An 18198-nucleotide genomic window follows, 5' to 3' on the forward strand; every position below is an offset into this window, starting at 1 on the left:
GCGGGTAAAATGAATTACGGAATTCATATCCTGCTTTGAAAGGCTTCCTGCAAAACCTCTTTGTCATCAAAATGATGTTTCACACCCATGACTTCCTGGTAGGTCTCATGTCCTTTTCCCGCAATAAGAATGATGTCTTCCGGTTCGGCTTCATACAAAGCGGCAAAGATGGCCTCCCGGCGATCCGCAATGGTTATTGTTTTTTTGTAATCCAAAGCGGGTACACCTTTTTGCATCTGGGCCAGAATATCCATGGGGTCCTCATTCCGCGGATTGTCGGAGGTAAGGATCACTCTGTTGCTATACTTGCAGGCAATTGCAGCCATTTTCGGGCGCTTTTCGGCATCACGATTCCCGCCACACCCCACGATCGTGATCACTTTTTCATTCCCATGCCGCAGATGGGTAATGGTTTCCAGTACATTTTCCAAGGCATCGGGCGTGTGTGCGTAATCAACAATTCCTACAATATTATCTTTGGAGTGAAATTGCTCAAATCGTCCGGGAGGGCTTTTCAGGTTGGAAAGTTCGGTCAGCACTGCTTCCGGAGATTCGCCCATCAGCACCGCCGCTCCGTAAACGGACAAAAGATTGTAGGCATTGAACCGACCTATTACCCGGAACCAAACTTCCTGCTGATTCACCTCCATGTGCATACCGGCGAGCGTATCAGAAATAATTTTGCCATGAAAGGAAGCAATGGTTTGCAATGAATATGTCGCAATTTTGGCTGCGGTGTTCTGAACCATCACGGTACCGCGCCGGTCATCAATGTTTACCAGTGCAAATGCGCTCTTGGGTAACTGATCGAAAAAACCCTTTTTGGCTTTGATATAATTATCAAAGGTTTTGTGAAAATCCAGGTGATCGTGGGTAATGTTCGTAAAAATACCACCGGCAAACTGAAGTCCTGTAATGCGGTGTTGCGCGACAGCATGAGAGCTCACCTCCATAAACACATGAGAACAACCGCTTTTGATCATTTTTGACAATAGGGCATTCAGTGCTATGGAGTCGGGGGTGGTATGGGTTGACGGAATGATCTCATCCTCTATCTGATTTTGAACCGTTGACAGAAGTCCGCATCTGTAACCGAGGGCCCTGAAAAGCTGAAAGAGAAAAGTAGCCACGGAGGTTTTCCCGTTTGTGCCGGTAACACCCACCAGTGTAAGTCGTTGAGACGGGTGGTCGTAAAAGGCAGAGGCCATCAAACCCATGGCCCATGCAGAATTGCCGACCACAACATAAGTAACATGAGCATGTGCCTGCACAGGCAATTCTTCACACAAGATGGCCCGTGCTCCCATTTTTTCTGCGAGGTCCATGTACTTGTGCCCATCGGTCTGAGTACCCCTTAAAGCAACAAACAAACTGCCGGGAGTAATTTTTCGGGAATCCATCACAATATCCGTGATGATAATCTCATCGGTCCCTATGGAATGACCGTCAATGATGCAGTTGGATACAAAGATTTCACTTGAATCGGGCTGTTTAGCGTGAGAAACGGCGCGGATCAAGGTACTAAGTGGTTTATTGTTACCCATGAAGATTCTACTGTAATGTTAAAAGTATGGTTTTGACACCGCTTTTGTTTGTTCCTGGCGGTAGGGATTGTTCCACCACCTTGCCCGCGCCTTTGAACGTGACTCGATATCCTTTGTTTTCCAAAAGATAAAGTGCGTCTCGCATGGGCATGCCATGTAAATCGGGCACATCCCTGGAATCTACACGTCGTGGTTTCCAGTTGGTTTTGCCTTTCAAAAATAGCGACCCTCCTATGTACTCACTACCTTCCGGAACGGGCGTCAGGTCCAGTTCCTTGCTGATAATGTTCAGGTCGGAAGACTTGCCCGCCCATTTTACATCTTTTCTGCTTCCGGTGAGTGTGTCTTTTACAGGTTTCTGAATGGTAATGTCCGATGCATATATGCGGTCGGCCAACTCTTTGAACACGGGTGCAGCCACACTTCCCGCATAACGGGTATAATCCGCACCTGTACTTTTAGGATTATCCACGATGACTATGCAGCTATACTTGGGCTTGTCGGCAGGGAAATAACCCACGAAGGAGGTATAGTTTTTCCCTTCCGTATATATTCCGTTTATCAATTTCCTGGCCGTTCCGGTTTTACCTGCAATAAGATAAAGGTCAGATTTAATATTCTTTGCCAGCCCCTTATTGACAACTCCTTCAAGCATCTTTTTCACTTTACGGATCGTTTCCGGGGAGCAGATCGGTTTTTCTTCCACATAGGGCTCCATTTTGTCTATTTTGTCGCCATTACGTATTTCGCGTACGATCATGGGCCGCACCCAATAACCATCATTGGCAACGGCATTATACAACGCCAGGGTTTGTAATGGTGTCATCTGCATCTCATAGCCGTGTGCCATGTAGTACATCGAGTAATCACTCCATAGTTTTGAGCTACGGTCGCGGATCACGGGAGGTTTTTCTCCCTTCATCGGAATCCCGGTTGGGCTGGTGAGGTGGAACTGTTTGAGATATTGCAGGTATTTATCGGGCTTGTTGGCAAAATATCTTTGCATGAGCATCACAATGCCGATGTTGGAAGATTTCTCCAATACCTCCGACGCGGTAATGGTTCCGAATCCACCCCTATGGGCATCTCTTATCATATTTTTACGAAACCGCATTGCCCCTGTTCCTGTATTCACCGTCACGTGGTCGGGATTCATGTGAGTCTCCTCCAGAAGGGCCATCATCGTTACAAGCTTGAAAGTAGAGCCGGGATCATTGCTGCCTGCGAGCGCATAGTTAAAAACCTCTTCATATTTGTCGTTGGGTCGTTTGGTGAGATTGGCCAATGCCCGGATCTGCCCGGTCGCTACTTCCATCACCACCACCGAACCATAATCGGCCTGCATCTCGGTAAGTTTGCGACGAAGCGCTATCTCCGCCATGTCCTGCACCTTCATATCCAGGGTGGTGTAAATGTCATTGCCTGGCTCGGGCTGTACGTTTAAAGCATCGCCAACGGGTATCTTAATCCCGCCCTCAATCTTTTCAAACCAGCCCACACCATCCCGTCCTTCCAGCTTCCGGTCAAAACTTGCCTCAATGCCAATATATCCCCTGCCACTTTTAGGGTCGGTTCCACCAATAGTCCTGTCCGCCATGGGACTGTACGGTTTGTAGCGTTTGTAGATCATTTCAAACTTTCCGCCACCACCTTTTTTATCTTTTGTGAAAAAGGGCCATTTTTTTACCCTTTCCTTTTCCATAAATGTTATCTCCCGGGGTTTAAGCCTCAGGTAACGTCTGGTTTTATGGTTGCGCGACCGCAAAATCCTGTTTTTGTATTCCAGCGAGGAGCTTTCACCGAACATGTTTGCGAGTGAATCGGCAAACCTGTTGATATTTGCCTTGAAGTAGGCCGAATCGGCTGTTTTGGAATCGAAACCTACATAATAGTAAGGAAGGGAGGTAGCGAGCAGGCTATTGTCGTACGAATAGATATTTCCCCTCATGGCGGGAATGGTATCAAGCTGCAGATCATTTTTCAATGAATGCTCCTGCCAGCTTTTTCCCTGATACAGGCTGTAATATTGTACTTTAATCAGCTTCGCAAAAACCATAATGGCCAGCGCGAACAAAAGCCAGCCAACCACCCGGGCACGAAAAATCAGCGCCTTTTTATTATTTTGCCCACTCTCTACTTCATTTTTCATGATTCAGTAATGTTGCGAAATGGATTAATGTATTTCGTTTTGATCGCCTTTAAGATTTTTCGCTCAACTGCTACTCCTTCTTGATAATAATTTTTTTGGGGGGATTAAGATTTTCTTCCAGTCCTGCTTCTTTCATTTTTTCGATGACCACCGACTGCTTTCCGCTCTTTTTGTAGTCGGCGTGAATAGAGGTATATTCAGCCCTCAGGTCATCAACCTGATTTTTGAGATTAATACTTTTTCGTACATATTCCTCTGACTGAAATCCTATGCGTTCATAGATAACCAGCAAAAACACAATCCAGCCAAAATAATAGAAGTACTTCACCGGGACACGTTCTTCCTTTCCGGGCTCTTTCTCTCCAAATACTTTATCGAGTGGTAAAAAACGGTTCAGCCAGTTAAACAGCGAATATTGTCTCTTCGGCTTTACCGGTTTGGGGACAATGGGTTTCGGTTTTCTTTTATTTTCCGCCATAAGTTTTAGCTGCTAGCTTGGTGTGAAGGATATTTCGCTGTAAAAGGGAGAGACGATATTTTATGGCTTCTCGGCGATTCTCAATTTAGCACTGCGGGCGCGGGAATTTCGGGCAACTTCTTCTGTGCTGGCTTCCACGGGCTTTCGGGTGACACTTTTTAAAGGCTTGATTTCATTGCCAAAAAAATCCTTTTCTACGTCCCCGTCAAATTTACCTTTCTGGATAAAATTTTTCACCAGTCGATCTTCCAGAGAATGGTAAGACATCACGACCAGCCTTCCGCCAGGATTGAGTACCTCCGGTGACTGCATCAAAAACTCCTCTAATACGCTTAATTCATCGTTTACTTCGATTCGCAAGGCCTGGAATACTTGCGCAAAATACTTATTTTCACGATGTTTGGGTGCATAGCGCAGCAGCAGACTTTTCAGGTCATTTACTGTTTCAATCGGGGTGTTGTGCCGGGCCGAAAATATAGCTTCGGCAGCCGTTTTGGCATTGTGAACTTCACCATACATACCCAGAATGCGCTGAAGCTCACCTGCAGAGCGTACGTTTAACACTTCTCTGGCTGTTTTTTCGCTGTTCGGGTTCATCCTCATGTCCAGATCGGCGTCAAAACGTGTCGAGAATCCTCTTTCCGGCGTGTTTATCTGATGAGACGAAACACCAAGATCTGCCAGAATGCCATCCACCTTTTCGACTTTATGCAGTTTCAAATAGCGTTTCAGATGCCTGAAATTTGCCGCTATAAAAGTAAAACGAGGGTCGGCTTTCAACGCGTCGGAGTTGGCTGCCGCATCCGGATCCTGATCAAAAACCAGCAAACGTCCGGTGGTCAGTCTTTCCAGTATAGCCCGCGAATGACCGCCGCCGCCAAAGGTCACATCTACGTAGGTGCCATCGGGACGAATGTTCAATCCCTCGAGACATTCCGCAAGCATTACAGGTTCGTGATACGTATTTTGCAAATCCATTTATTAAAACCAACGCAGATAGGAACTATTTCTTGCCAGCGGGCAGTTACAAACTTAACAATTTTCGCCGTTACCCGTTGCTGCCAACGGAGGATTTAATTTTGTTGCCGTCCTGCTTACTTCCATTTAATGATTTGACTATGAGATTGGTATACCTCTTTTTGTTGCTATTCGTTGTTTGTTCTTTTTCTGGTTGCGAATCTTCCTCTGATAGTGATCTGAAAAATGGTATCTGGCGGGGTACTTTGTTAAGGGACGGTCAGCAGATTCCGCTACTGCTGGATATCAGCAAGAATCCCGATGGCCGCACTTACAAAGTATTTGCCATTAATGCAGGCGAAAAGCTGTTGCTCGACACAGCTTATTTTCATAATGATTCTCTGCATATCCCAATGGAGCTCTTTGACTCGGAAATTATCGTCAAGCCAGAAGGGGACAAGCTGTCTGGAAGGTATAACCGCCTTCTGAATAAAAAAGTGATTGCATTCCTCCCAATTGAAGCATCTTTTGGCGAAAGCTTTCGATTTTATAAACAAGGTCAGGCCAGCACTACCAGAAATATTTCCGGGAAATGGTCGACTGTATTTATTAATCCCGCCAACGGGGACTCAACCCTGGCGGTTGGGAATTTCGATCAGAAGGGCACAGATGTCACAGGATCCTTTTTGACCAGCACAGGGGATTACAGGTATCTTTCTGGAAGCATGAACGGAGATAGCCTGTTCCTTTCCACCTTTGATGCCGACAATGCAAAATTATTCAAAGCGGTGATTCAAGAAGATGGATCACTAAGCGGTTCGCTCTGGTCGGGTGTGAAAGGTTTCAAAACCTGGACCGCAAAGCCCGATGCACTGGCAAAGCTGCCCGATGCAAGCAAGCTTACTTTTATAAAACCCGGTTCAGGCAAACTGGATTTCAGTTTTCCGGACGCAAATGGAAATAAAGTCGGACTTTCAGATCCCCGGTTCAAGAACAAAGTAGTCATTATACAGATTTTAGGATCCTGGTGTCCTAATTGTATGGACGAAACCAATTTTATTTCGCCGTGGATCAAAAAGAACCGGAACCGTGGGGTTGAGGTCATCGGGCTTGCATTTGAACACTCGGGTGACCTGGCCATCTCAGGGCCCAGGTTAACCAAAATGATAAACCGGTATGCGATAGATTATCCGATTTTACTGGCCGGGACCAACACACCTGAAGCCACGAGTAAGGCATTACCCGCACTGAATAAAATCATGTCCTATCCTACAACCATTATTATAGACAAAAAGGGAAATGTTCGCCAGATTCATACCGGATTTTCGGGACCGGGGACAGGCGCTTATTACGAGCAGTTTGTAGAAGAGTTTAACGGGCTTATCGATCGGTTGGTGAGCGAAAAGTAAGGGAGAAAGGGCATCGGGATATTCACATTTTTGATGCCTTTTTTTATAGAACTAAAATTAGTATGCTTGCATAATACTCGACTGATTTATTACATTTGTAACAAGTCGTTTGCTGGCACCCCATTTAAAGATTACTCGTAACCATGCGTAAGGAGAAGACAATTGATTTCCAGATAAAGTGGGCATGGCACTCCATATCAAGGATGTACAATGCGTATGCTGCCAAATTCGACACCACGATGGCTGTAGGGTACGTGCTACTGAATATTGATCTTGAAAATGGGACACCGGCAACCAAGATAGCACCACTGCTGGGAATGGAGCCCAGAAGCCTGGTGCGCATGCTGAAAAACCTGGAAGAAAAAGGTCTGATTACCAGAGAAATTGATGAAAGTGACAAGCGGTTTGTGAGAATTGTTTTGACTGATCTGGGAAAAGAAAAGAGAGAATTGTCCCGCGAAGGGGTGCTCCACTTTAATAATATGATCCGTGAAAAGATTCCATTGGAAAAGCTGGTCACCTTTTTTGATGTGATCAAAGACATTAATAAACTGGTTGAAGAAGAAAATACAAAACTAAAAGCAGGTGATGCTTTTGAAGAACTGTAAATATTAATCCTAAAAACCGATTTTGATAATGAACCGTTCAATTCGTAAAGTTGCCGTTCTTGGCTCCGGAATCATGGGCTCGCGCATCGCATGCCATTTTGCCAATATTGGTGTGGAGGTTTTGCTGCTTGATATGGTACCAAAGGATACCAGCGAAGCTGAAAAATCGAAGGGCCTCACTCTGGAGCATCCTGCTGTGAGAAACCGGATTGTGAATGATTCTTTTCAGCAGACTTTGAAAGCGACACCTGCTTCATTATACAGTCCCACTTTCGCTTCCCGAGTGAAGCTCGGCAACTTTGATGACAATCTGGCGGACATAAAAAATTACGATTGGGTAATTGAAGTGATTGTAGAACGGCTGGATATTAAGAAGAGCTTATATGAAAAAGTAGATGCTTTACGTAAGCCGGGCACTCTGATAACATCCAATACCTCCGGCATTCCCATTCATTTGATGGCGGAGGGGCGTAGTGAGGATTTCAGGAAAAACTTCTGCGGAACTCATTTTTTTAATCCGCCAAGGTATCTGCGGTTATTGGAAATTATTCCAACCAACGATACCGATAGTGGCGTTGTGGATTTTCTCATGCACTACGGTGATCTGTTTTTGGGGAAAACCACTGTTTTGTGTAAAGATACGCCGGGCTTCATAGCAAATCGCCTGGGTATCTATGCGATGGTGCAAACAATCCGTACCGCAGAGGAAATGGGTCTGACGGTTGACGAAGTCGACAAGTTGACGGGGCCCGTGGTAGGACGTCCCAAGTCGGGAACGTACAGGCTGTCCGACGTCGTAGGGCTGGACACCACCGTGCATGTGGCCAACAACCTTTATGCCTCGGGGGAAGGGAGCGATGAATCAAGAGATGCATTTCTATTGCCTGGGGTTATGCAAAAGCTGTATGATAACAAGTGGCTGGGTGATAAAACAGGGCAGGGATTTTATAAAAAAATAAAGGATGAAAAGGGGAAATCGGTCATACTCGCGCTCGATTTCAAAACTTTGGAGTACCAGGCTTCCGGTAAAGTAAAATTTGAAACCCTGGAAGGAACGAAGACGATCGGGGACGTTTCCAAACGCTTTGCCGTGTTATTGGCAGGAAAAGATAAGGCGGGGGAATTCTACCGAAGAACTTTTGCCGACGTGTTTAAATATGCCACTTTCCGGATTCCGGAGATATCGGATGAAATTTTCAGGATAGATCAGGCGATTTGTGCCGGATTTGGCTGGCAGGTCGGGTTGTTTGAGACCTGGGATGCGATCGGTGTCAAAAATATGGTCACGATCATGGAAGAGCTCGGCCACAAGCCGGCATCCTGGGTTTATGACATGATTGCTGGTGGTCATGAAAGCTTTTACCGAATCCAAGCTGGGAAAAAACAGTACTACGATATTCCATCCCAATCTTACAAAGTCATTCCGGGGCAGGAGAGCTTTATTCTGTTAAGTAATCTTTCAGACGGAATTGTTTGGAAAAATGCGGGAGCAAACCTGTACGACATTGGTGATGGAATTCTGAACCTGGAATTCAAGTCTAAAATGAATACGATGGGTTCGGAGGTCATTGAGGGGATTAACAAAGCAATTAGTCTGGCTGAAAAGGATTTTCGAGGGCTGGTGATAGGAAACGAATCCAGTGAGGCTTTTTCGGCTGGTGCCAACCTGGCCATGTTGTTTATGTTTGCTGTGGAAGAGGAATTTGATGAGATAGATCTCATGATCGCGCAGTTTCAGCAAACAATGATGCGCGCACGTTACTCGTCCATTCCGGTTGTGACAGCGCCACATACACTGGCGCTGGGTGGAGGTTGTGAACTCAACCTGCATGCCGACAAAGTGGTGGCACACGCAGAAACGTACATGGGGTTAGTGGAATTTGGTGTGGGCATCATTCCTGCCGGAGGCGGTACCAAAGAAATGGCTCTGCGGTGTTCTGATATGTACCAGGCAGGCGACACGGAGCTGAATATACTTCAGACGGCCTTTATGAATATTGCGCAGGCAAAGGTATCCACTTCGGCCAACGAGGCTCGTGCCATGAATTACCTTCAGGACAAAGATCAGATCGTCCTAAACCGCAGTCGTCTTCTTGCAGAGGCGAAGCAAGCGGCGATTGAACTGGCAGAGAACGGCTATACGCAACCAAAGCAACGGGCGGATATAAAGGTGCAGGGAAAAGCGGGAATGGCACTTTTTATGGCGGGGATCGCTCAAATGCGGATGGCCAATTATATTACCGACCATGATGCAAAAATTGCCAACAAACTTGCATTTGTCATCAATGGTGGTGATTTGAGTTATGCGCAAAACGTTACCGAGCAATACCTGATCGAACTGGAACGTGAAGCATTCCTCTCCCTGTGCGGAGAGCGTAAAACCCAGGAAAGAATGCAGGGGCTGCTCAATGGAGGCAAGCCGCCTAGAAATTAAGGAATAACAGATTGCACCGATTGATTCGCGCGCAATCTCTTATTTTAAAGTATTGATATCAGGCAAATCGGTCAACTGCATTGCCTGTTTCGGAAAATAAGGTGTTTGAAATACGGCCTATCACAAAGTCTTCATTCTGATCAAACGGGATGTTTGCCACAACCATTTCAATCTCCTGAGCTGTTACCTTCCTATGAACCGGGTTCATTGTTCCGCCAAACTCCCCCGGTTTTGCCAGTGGGTTCCATTGGTACTGTGGGTCAACCAGGCTGCCTCTGGGCGCCATGATCGGTGGGGGTAAATGGGTTCCGCGATAATCATTGTGTACAGGATGATCCAGGCCCAGGCCGTGACCAAACTCGTGAGCGGCAGTGGTAGAGACTCCAAGCTGGTCGCTCGTGATCCAGTGACCTGCATTATCGCCCAGGCCAAAACCCATAAACGATCGGGTTAACACATTTTTGCTTTCTATACGAATGAAATTGTTGCGGAAATCCATGTTGGTTGCGGCCATCTGAATGGCATCTTCTATGGAAATAAGGTGAAAGCTTACTTTGAAAATCACCTTCATCCTGCCGCTGCTGGTTAGTACAAAAACATCGGGTTGGTTGTACATGTTATCAATTTCTTCAATGATGCTGGTGCCAGTGCGGTCATTCGCCTGGGACCCATACAGATAGAGTTTTGATACAATTTCAATCTGGTTGGTTTCATAGACCATATTAGCTACGGCTGCCATATTGGGAGAAGTTAAATTGATGAAGAATCGGGTAATTAAAGAATACGTTATAATTGATGGAATATTTTTAATTGACCATTTTCTAAAAAAGCAAATTGAGAAATCATTGTTCATATAGAACAATGAAACTGCTAATTTGTACTAAATTGAGCAAAATAACCTACATTTAATAGTTAGGAATAGCCATTCTTTTTCAATCGTAACATTTGAAGCAGGTGGTAAGGATGGGGAAGTGTGAATCCCACATGCTCCGGAGGATTGATTTTTTCCGTTAGAATTTATAAAGGTGAAATACTAAGTTCATTTTATCAACAATGATATCCAAGAAAGCAAAATACGCGCTAAAGGCATTGAAAGTATTGGCAGAGCAATATGGAAAGGGTCCTGTATTGATTTCCTATATTGCCGAAAAAGAAAAAATACCCAAGAAATTCCTGGAAGCGATTCTTCTGGATCTTCGTAACAACGGCGTGCTCCAAAGCCAAAAGGGAAAGGGTGGAGGTTATTTGCTGAGGGTGCCCCCCGGAGAGGTTAATTTTTCGAAGGTGCTTCGGATCATTGACGGTCCCATCGCTCCGGTGCTCTGTGTATCAATGTTTTTTTATGGCAAATGCGACGACTGTAAGGATGAAGAAACATGCAGCCTGCGCTCTGTTTTGCAAAAATGGAGAGACGCAAATTTAGCTGTGTTGGATAAAACAACGTTAAATGATCTGTTGCAGGCTGAAAGTACAGAAACAGAATTGCTCGGCTAAGCCTCATGCTTGCTGGATAGGACTGTAGAAAATACAGTTGATGGGTTAGATGGTTACAACCTTCTCTACAAAATCGCGGTAATGTACTGCGGGGATGAAGTGTTGCTGTGAACGGTATTGCAACACCATGAACACAAGAAAGAGTGATATGAGAAAGGACTGAAGCATTAGAATCAACAGTGTGCTACCTAGCGTTGAGGCCCATCCGGGTGTTGCATTGCCAATTATTTTCAGAAAGAGAATAATAAAAATGAAGGCGAGCGCAACACCTGACATAAATACCGAGAAGATTAAAATCCGGACTGCAGTGGTATCAATCATCACAGAGATTGCACTCAGTCCGTGGAGAATTAATGAAACAAAATTCATTTTGCTCTCGCCTGCCAACCTGGTCGCTCTGTCTGTGGGGATGGAGGCATATGGAATTCTTGATTTGATGATTCCACCTGGATAATTATTCCAAATCTCCGAAACACGCACGAGATTTTGTAGACGAGGTTTCGGAATCAGACTGAAATTACCGAAGGTGATCACCTTTCCTGTCAACATTTTGAAGACCATTTTGTAGATCACATAAAAGGCTCTGAAAAGAAGATTTTCCGTCCGTTTATTCCTTTGAGCAAAAATAATCTTGTCGGGCTCTGTGAAGGATTTAGCGACCAGTTTGTTGATATCAGCAGGAGCATCTTCTCCGTCTGCGTCCATAACGATAACCCTCGTTGCATCCAGATTTTCGGCAACATAGGACAAACCAATGGCTATGGCTTTTTGATGACCCAGATTCCTGTAAAGGCTTATTAATTTAATTTGCCTGCCATTGAATTTGATAAATGGTACGTGCTGATTTTTTGACGAACAATCGTCCACAATCAACAAGGTGCAGTTGAGAAGTATCTCTTCATTCAAATCCTCATTGATCTTTTGGATCAGCAAGTTCAAGGCCTCCCAGTCGTTGAATTGAGGAATAACAATAATGAAGTGTTCGGACATATGGGGAGGTTTTATAAAAGCCCCCGGCAAATGATTGTCGGAGGCTCTGAATTTTTAAACTGTAGTTGACAGCCTGGACGAAATCCCGTCATGAATTTGCGTAAGCGTTTCAACGAGTCCATATTCCCAGTTCCAGCCAGGATAATGCTCCTTAAACTTAGTAAGATCGCTGACGTACCAGATATGGTCACCAATCCGGTTGGTGTCGGAGTAGGAATGGGATAGTTTTTTTCCGGTAATCTTCTCGCATAATGCAATGGCTTCTATCATCGAGCAATTGGCAAAGCGTCCGCCTCCTGCGTTGTACACTTCGCCAGCACGCGGGTTTTGATAATAATGCCAGAACATATTGACCAGGTCATGACTATGAATGTTGTCACGAACCTGCTTGCCTTTATATCCAAATATCGTGTAATGATTTCCGGTGATGGCACATTTCATCAGATAAGCAAGGAATCCATGAAGCTGAGCTCCCGAATGATTGGGTCCCGTAAGGCAACCACCGCGGAATACTGCTGTTTTCATTCCAAAGTACTTTCCGTACTCCTGTACCATGATATCGGCCGCTACTTTGGATGCGCCGAACACCGAATGTTTGGTATGGTCGATGCTGTGATTCTCATCAATACCATTTAAAAAGTACTTATGAGATTCGTCAATTTCGTATCTCGTTTCAAGCTCCACAAGCGGAAGATAATTTGGATTATCTCCGTAGACTTTATTGGTTGAGGTGAAGATAAAGACCGCATCAGGTGCATGCAGGCGAGTCATTTCAAGCATATTCACGGTACCAACAGCATTTACACCGAAATCCGTGAATGGCTCTTTCGCTGCCCAGTCGTGGCTGGGTTGCGCGGCGGCGTGAATGATAAGTTTTATGTCCGTACCATATTCTTTGAAAATGGGTTCAAGCTGGCTTACTTCCCTGATATCAGCAGCATAATGTTTGTAATTGTCAAAAGCATTCTGAATGCGGTTACGGTTCCAGTCTGTATTACCATCTGCTCCAAAAAAATACTCACGCAAATTATTGTCGACACCGATGACCAGATCAAATTTCTCCGCCATAAATGCAACGGACTCACTTCCAATCAAACCAGCAGAGCCGGTTACCAAAGCTATATTCATGTTTTCTTAACTTTTAAATGCTTTTTTTCTTAAAAAATCGATTCTGTGTGTACCTATTCGAAGTGTAAAGTAAATTAAAATTGTTCAATTGTCACAACGCCAATTAGCCAACGGATTGTGCAGATGGGTCATAAATCCTCAGTAGGCGCCTGAGAGGTTATTAAAATTGTTCAATTATTTATCGGTTGCGGGAGCAACAAAAAAAAGATACCTCCAATTAAATGAAGATATCTTCTTTATATGAAAATTTAAAACCAAATTTATTGCTTCACAACTGCACTGGTGGAGCCGCTGTAAAGTTTTGCCCGGATGGCACTCACGCGAACATCTATTTCAGGATTGGCTTCATATTTATTAGCCATTTGACGCGGTAAGGAATCAGGACTTACACCATAAACGTATGAATTTGTTGCATTCAAGTCTATTTGCTCCTTCTTATTGTATTTCTGGTAATCGCAGGAAGACAATAATGCGATACATGCAACAAATGCGGCTATTTTACTGAATTTCATCTTTATGCTGTTCATAGTAATAGGTGCAAAATTAACCGCCTTTTCGATAATCACCAAATGATGCTGACTATTTGTCAAATTTTTAATCGACCCAGCTCATCCTTTACAAACTGCATCAGATCCGTAATATGCTTTTGTGAAAAGTCAAAAGGAATACCGGCGGCCTTGTAAATTTCTGTAATGGGTGCTGTATAGCCAAGTTTTAATGCGTCAAGATAACCCTTAAGTCCCGACTCAGGGTTTTCCCGGTAATTTTTCCACACACCTATGGCACCCAGTTGGGCGATGCCGTACTCAATGTAATAAAATGGTACCTCGTATATGTGAAGCTGCCGCTGCCAAAGGTATTTCTGAAATTTCTCAAGCCCACTCCAGTCCATCACGTTATCGGTAAACTGACGATAAATGCTGACCCACTCAGTTGTACGCTGCTCCGGGGTATGTGCTGGATTTTCGTACATCCAGTGTTGAAACTTGTCGATGGTGGCTACCCAGGGAAGCGTCTCGATTATGGATTCAAGGTGCTGTATTTTCGCACGTTTCAGATCGGTCTCATTCGCGAAAAATTCGTCCCAATAATCCATAGTGATCAATTCCATCGACATGGAAGCAAGTTCGGCAACCTCTGAGGGCGTGTGCTTGAAAGAGTTAAGGGCAAGATCCCTTGTAACCAGAGAGTGCACGGCATGGCCTCCTTCGTGAAGCAGGGTGACCATGTCACGTAAATTCGACGTAGCATTCATAAAAATGAAGGGAACGCCAATCTCATCCAATGGGTAATTGTAACCGCCGGGTGCTTTCCCTTTTCTGGATTCCAGGTCCAGATGCTTCATGGCCTTCATCGTACGAAGGCAGTCGCCCAGAAAAGGATCAAGTCGACTGAAACAGTTGATCGTTTTATCCAGTAACTCTTCCCCGGTTTCGAAAGGTTTCAACGGAGGGCGGCCTTGCGGATCTACTTTTGTATCCCAGGGGCGTAACTGGTCAACTGCCAGTGCTCTTTTTCTTTCCGCGGCCATGTCGCTGAGCAAGGGGACCACCGCCTCCTTAACCGCTTCATGGAAATCAAAACAATCTTGCGCTGTGTAATCGAAACGACCCATGGCTGCAAACATGTAGTCGCGATAATTGGGAAAGCCAGCATTCATGCCGACCTTATTTCTCAGCTGGACCAGCGTATTCAATAGCGCGTCCAGCTTGTCATGATCCTCATACCGACGATTACTGATCGCCTTCCATGCTTCCTCGCGAACTGTACGATCAGTTGATTGCAACCGATCCGAGGCTTTTGGCAGGGTCATTTCTTCGCCATCTAGGGTGACAGTCATGGCTCCTGCTATGGCACCATATTTACGCTCTTCCGTTTGCATTTCTGTAATCACCGGAATATTTTCTTCACGAAACAGCTCTATGGCCTTCTTCATTCCCCGCAGCGTAATGTCAAATCCTTTGTCGGTAAGCTCGTCTAAAAAAGGGCTGGCAACCACTTTTTTATCGAGTTGGTTGCCGTATTCGGCCAGTTTGGGTTGGATTTCGGTAATGAAAAACTGGAGTGCATCGATCAGGCTGTTGTTGGCCGTATCGCAGGTCTGGCGGATGTATCTCCACGCAAAATTCTCCGAAAGGTAAGATTCCAGTTCACTTCGGTCCAGAAACCATTGCTTTAGCTCGGCGGCATTATTTATTTCCCTGGTCTGGAGGTTTTCATAAAAGGGTTGTAAATCGTCCCATTTTTTAAGGTCAAACGCTTCCCCTATAAATCTCCGTGGCGCACGGGTTGGTGTAGCTATGGTATGGATGTTGGTCATTTTCGGTTGATTGTAATTGCTCTGTCAAAGGTAAGGTTGAATCAATAGAAAGTCCAAGAAGGGTTTTGTTAAATCAATATCCTTTTGGTTGAGGTTTTTCAGTAAGTGAAAACGGATTCTAATATGACGGGAAAAAGGATGAAAAGTTCAGTCGCGCACCAGGACAAATAGCGAAAGGATCCGCAAAGCATATCAGACCAGGGTGAGTTTTTATTTATCCGTTGAGGATAATGATTATGGATCGGCCTTAGCGGTTCTCAGTGATACTTCACTTGGGTTGGTCCGGCAGCGTGCGATCGGTGAGATTGTCCTTTATGATGTCTTCCGTATCGTTGACATGTGCAAAAGCGTAATCCATTTTTTTCCGGGCAAATTCATTTTCGTTATTTGCCAGCCAGATGGTAGCCACGCCATTGCCGATTATGTTGGTGATGGCCCTGGCTTCGGACATAAACCGGTCCACGCCAAGCAAGAGTGCCAGTCCTTCCACCGGGATAACTTTAATCGCTGTCAGTGTTGACGCCAACACGACGAACCCACTGCCGGTAACTCCGGCAGCACCTTTGGAGGTGACCATCAGGATGCCAATGACAGAAAGGATTTGTCCCATGCTTAGATGCACATTAAAAACCTGAGCCAAAAATATCGTGGCCATCGACAGGTAAATGGTAGTTCCGTCCAGGTTGAAGGAGTATCCGGCAGGAATAACCAGACCGACAACCGGTTTGGAGCAACCCATCCGTTCCAGCTTTTCCATAATGGAAGGTAGTGCAGCTTCTGATGAAGAGGTTCCCAATACAATCAGCAGCTCTTCCCGGATGTATTTGAGGTAAGCCCAGATGCTGATCTTGCAGGTTCTTAAAATCAAGCCCAGAATGCCAAATACAAAAATAGCCATGGTAGCGTATACGGTAACCATGAGCTTTCCAAGCGGAAGCAGCGTAGCTATCCCGAATTTACCTATGGTATAAGCCATTCCTCCAAACGCACCAATAGGTGCTAAGATCATCACCAGATGCAGCGCTTTAAAAACGTATTTGGAAGCGAAGTTGAGCCAGTGCACAATTTTATCCTTCCTGGAATAGCGACTCAACAAGGTGCCCAGTACGAGTGAAAAAAACAATACCTGCAAAGTGACATTATCCAAAAAAAACTTCCACCAGCTGAAGTCCTGAACTTTTCCTGCGTACATGGATATGTCTCCCTTCTGAAGTGCACTGGTCACTACCCCATCACCCGGGCGAAGCAGATTGGCCACTACGATCCCTACCAGCAGGGCCAGCGTGGTCACAACTTCAAAATAGATCAATGCCTTGGCACCCACTTTCCCTACTTTCTTGAGGTCGCCCATCCCTATGATTCCCAGCGTGATGGTAAGAAAAATTATCGGGTTGATAAATAACTTCACCACTGAGATAAAACTCTCCCCTAAAACCTTCATCTCTACCGCTTGCGTGGGGTAAAAGTGTCCGAGCAACGCCCCGGCGGAAATGGCGGTAAGTACCCAAAATGTCAGGTTCGTAAATAATTTTTTCAAACGGGTCTTAAGGTTTATATGCAGTTATGAGCTAGGAAAAGGTTGCAATTTCGCAGAAAATCACGCATCAAAATCAAATTACAATAAATAAACACGCAGCAGGATTCCTGTATGGAAAGAAAACTAATTTTATAATTGTTTGTATTTGGTCTAAATAATATATATTTGCCCAGCGCTTTAAGTGTGTTGAACAACAGGCAGTAAAACGGAGGTAATCCCTGCCAGTTCATCAACCGAAAAGCTATGTTGACTTAAAATTGACGAAATCCTGGCTGAGCACGAAAACATAAACGGATAGTGATGTGCATTCGAAAATTTAAAAAACGCTTGATTTTAACGCTCTCAGCAAACCTTATACTCTTTAATTGCGTGTTGGGTTTTGCACAAAAGCCTTTGCGAATCGTTTCGACAAATGGAACATTAAGTGAAATTGTGGTTGGCCTGGGGTTGGAGAAGCAGCTCGTCGGTGTGGATGTAACGAGTACCTATCCTGCATCACTGGAAAAAGTACCAAAGATTGGACACAACAGAACCATATCTGCCGAGGGTATCATTTCGCTCAATCCGGACGTCATCATATATTCCGACCAGAGCATGATGTCGCCGGCGGTGGTCAAACAATTAACCGCAACGGGAAAAAGACTGGTTCAGTTCAGGCATGAATTGTCAAAAGAAGGGGCTATCAGCTTGATACGGGAAGTGGGAGCTTATTTCAATGAGAAAGCGCGGGCAGAAAAGATGGTGAAAAGCCTGGAAGCCGATCTTGCCCATATCCGCAAACCTGCCTCGCCCAAAAAATTGCTTTTTATCTACGCCAGGGGAGCAGGAACGCTTATGGTATCGGGTAATGGAACTTCACTGGATAAGATGTTTGTGCTAACCGGTAACCTGAACGCCGTAAATGGATTTGCCGATTTTAAGCCATTGACATCGGAATCCCTACTGGCAGCTAATCCCGATGTGCTGGTGATGTTTTCCAGCGGGCTGGAGAGTCTGGAGGGCATCAGCGGTCTATTAAGAGTCCCCGGAATTGCCCGTACCAATGCGGGTAGAAACAAAAAAGTGGTGACGATGGATGGGCAGTTGTTAACGGGTTTTGGTCCAAGGTTAGGAAAAGCAGCTCTGGAATTAGCTCAAAAAATTAAATAGA

Annotated in this window: 15 protein-coding genes; 5 read left to right on the forward strand and 10 right to left on the reverse strand. The window is 45.1% G+C overall.

Annotated elements, in window-relative coordinates:
* Positions 1-23: 23 nt before the first annotated feature.
* From DYADSP32_RS19910 to rsmH, 4 genes are all read right to left on the reverse strand, one after another.
* The gene (locus tag DYADSP32_RS19910) at positions 24-1544 is read right to left on the reverse strand and encodes a UDP-N-acetylmuramoyl-L-alanyl-D-glutamate--2,6-diaminopimelate ligase (protein WP_149241117.1); all 1521 of its coding nucleotides are present in this window, start codon (positions 1542-1544) and stop codon (positions 24-26) included.
* A 7-nt stretch (positions 1545-1551) separates the two neighbouring features.
* Positions 1552-3693, reverse strand: a complete 2142-nt coding sequence (locus tag DYADSP32_RS19915; RefSeq protein ID WP_149241116.1) for a penicillin-binding protein — start codon at positions 3691-3693, stop codon at positions 1552-1554.
* 70 nt (positions 3694-3763) lie between these two features.
* Positions 3764-4171 (reverse strand): FtsL-like putative cell division protein, encoded by a 408-nt coding sequence (locus DYADSP32_RS19920; RefSeq protein WP_149241115.1) that lies wholly within the window; start codon positions 4169-4171, stop codon positions 3764-3766.
* A gap of 60 nt (positions 4172-4231) precedes the next feature.
* The gene (rsmH, locus tag DYADSP32_RS19925; RefSeq protein WP_149241114.1) at positions 4232-5149 is read right to left on the reverse strand and encodes a 16S rRNA (cytosine(1402)-N(4))-methyltransferase RsmH; all 918 of its coding nucleotides are present in this window, start codon (positions 5147-5149) and stop codon (positions 4232-4234) included.
* A 140-nt stretch (positions 5150-5289) separates the two neighbouring features.
* Between rsmH and DYADSP32_RS19930 the strand changes: the two genes are divergently transcribed.
* The 3 genes from DYADSP32_RS19930 to DYADSP32_RS19940 all read left to right on the forward strand — a co-directional run bounded on the left by DYADSP32_RS19930 (position 5290) and on the right by DYADSP32_RS19940 (position 9579).
* Complete coding sequence (locus DYADSP32_RS19930; protein WP_149241113.1) at positions 5290-6537, forward strand: TlpA disulfide reductase family protein; 1248 nt, start codon at positions 5290-5292, stop codon at positions 6535-6537.
* 143 nt (positions 6538-6680) lie between these two features.
* Positions 6681-7145, forward strand: a complete 465-nt coding sequence (locus DYADSP32_RS19935) for a MarR family transcriptional regulator (protein WP_149241112.1) — start codon at positions 6681-6683, stop codon at positions 7143-7145.
* Between the two features lie 28 nt (positions 7146-7173).
* Positions 7174-9579, forward strand: coding sequence for a 3-hydroxyacyl-CoA dehydrogenase/enoyl-CoA hydratase family protein (locus DYADSP32_RS19940; protein ID WP_149241111.1), 2406 nt, complete (start codon positions 7174-7176; stop codon positions 9577-9579).
* Between the two features lie 58 nt (positions 9580-9637).
* Here DYADSP32_RS19940 and DYADSP32_RS19945 read toward each other — a convergent pair whose 3' ends face one another.
* Entirely contained in the window at positions 9638-10318 is a 681-nt protein-coding gene (locus DYADSP32_RS19945) for a hypothetical protein (RefSeq protein WP_149241110.1), read from the reverse strand.
* 314 nt (positions 10319-10632) lie between these two features.
* Between DYADSP32_RS19945 and DYADSP32_RS19950 the strand changes: the two genes are divergently transcribed.
* Positions 10633-11073, forward strand: a complete 441-nt coding sequence (locus DYADSP32_RS19950) for an Rrf2 family transcriptional regulator (protein ID WP_149241109.1) — start codon at positions 10633-10635, stop codon at positions 11071-11073.
* A 45-nt stretch (positions 11074-11118) separates the two neighbouring features.
* Here the strand turns inward: DYADSP32_RS19950 and DYADSP32_RS19955 are convergent, their stop codons facing one another.
* The 5 genes from DYADSP32_RS19955 to dctA form a co-directional block, all read right to left on the reverse strand.
* Positions 11119-12063 carry a glycosyltransferase gene (locus tag DYADSP32_RS19955; RefSeq protein ID WP_149241108.1) on the reverse strand — a complete coding sequence of 315 codons (945 nt, stop codon included), beginning with the start codon at positions 12061-12063 and terminating at the stop codon, positions 11119-11121.
* 54 nt (positions 12064-12117) lie between these two features.
* A complete protein-coding gene (locus tag DYADSP32_RS19960; protein ID WP_149241107.1) occupies positions 12118-13191 on the reverse strand; it encodes an NAD-dependent epimerase/dehydratase family protein in 1074 nt (357 codons plus the stop codon).
* Positions 13192-13451: 260 nt separating this feature from the next.
* Positions 13452-13703 (reverse strand): hypothetical protein, encoded by a 252-nt coding sequence (locus DYADSP32_RS19965; protein ID WP_149244752.1) that lies wholly within the window; start codon positions 13701-13703, stop codon positions 13452-13454.
* A 74-nt stretch (positions 13704-13777) separates the two neighbouring features.
* Entirely contained in the window at positions 13778-15511 is a 1734-nt protein-coding gene (locus tag DYADSP32_RS19970; protein WP_149241106.1) for a M3 family oligoendopeptidase, read from the reverse strand.
* 268 nt (positions 15512-15779) lie between these two features.
* On the reverse strand, positions 15780-17048 hold the full coding sequence (dctA, locus tag DYADSP32_RS19975) for a C4-dicarboxylate transporter DctA (protein ID WP_149241105.1): 1269 nt from the start codon (positions 17046-17048) through the stop codon (positions 15780-15782).
* A gap of 300 nt (positions 17049-17348) precedes the next feature.
* Here dctA and DYADSP32_RS19980 point away from each other — a divergent pair, with 300 nt between their 5' ends.
* Positions 17349-18197, forward strand: a complete 849-nt coding sequence (locus DYADSP32_RS19980) for an ABC transporter substrate-binding protein (protein WP_149241104.1) — start codon at positions 17349-17351, stop codon at positions 18195-18197.
* The last annotated feature ends 1 nt before the right edge of the window (position 18198 follow it).

This window comes from Dyadobacter sp. 32 (assembly GCF_902506755.1).
Taxonomy (GTDB): Bacteria; Bacteroidota; Bacteroidia; order Cytophagales; family Spirosomataceae; genus Dyadobacter.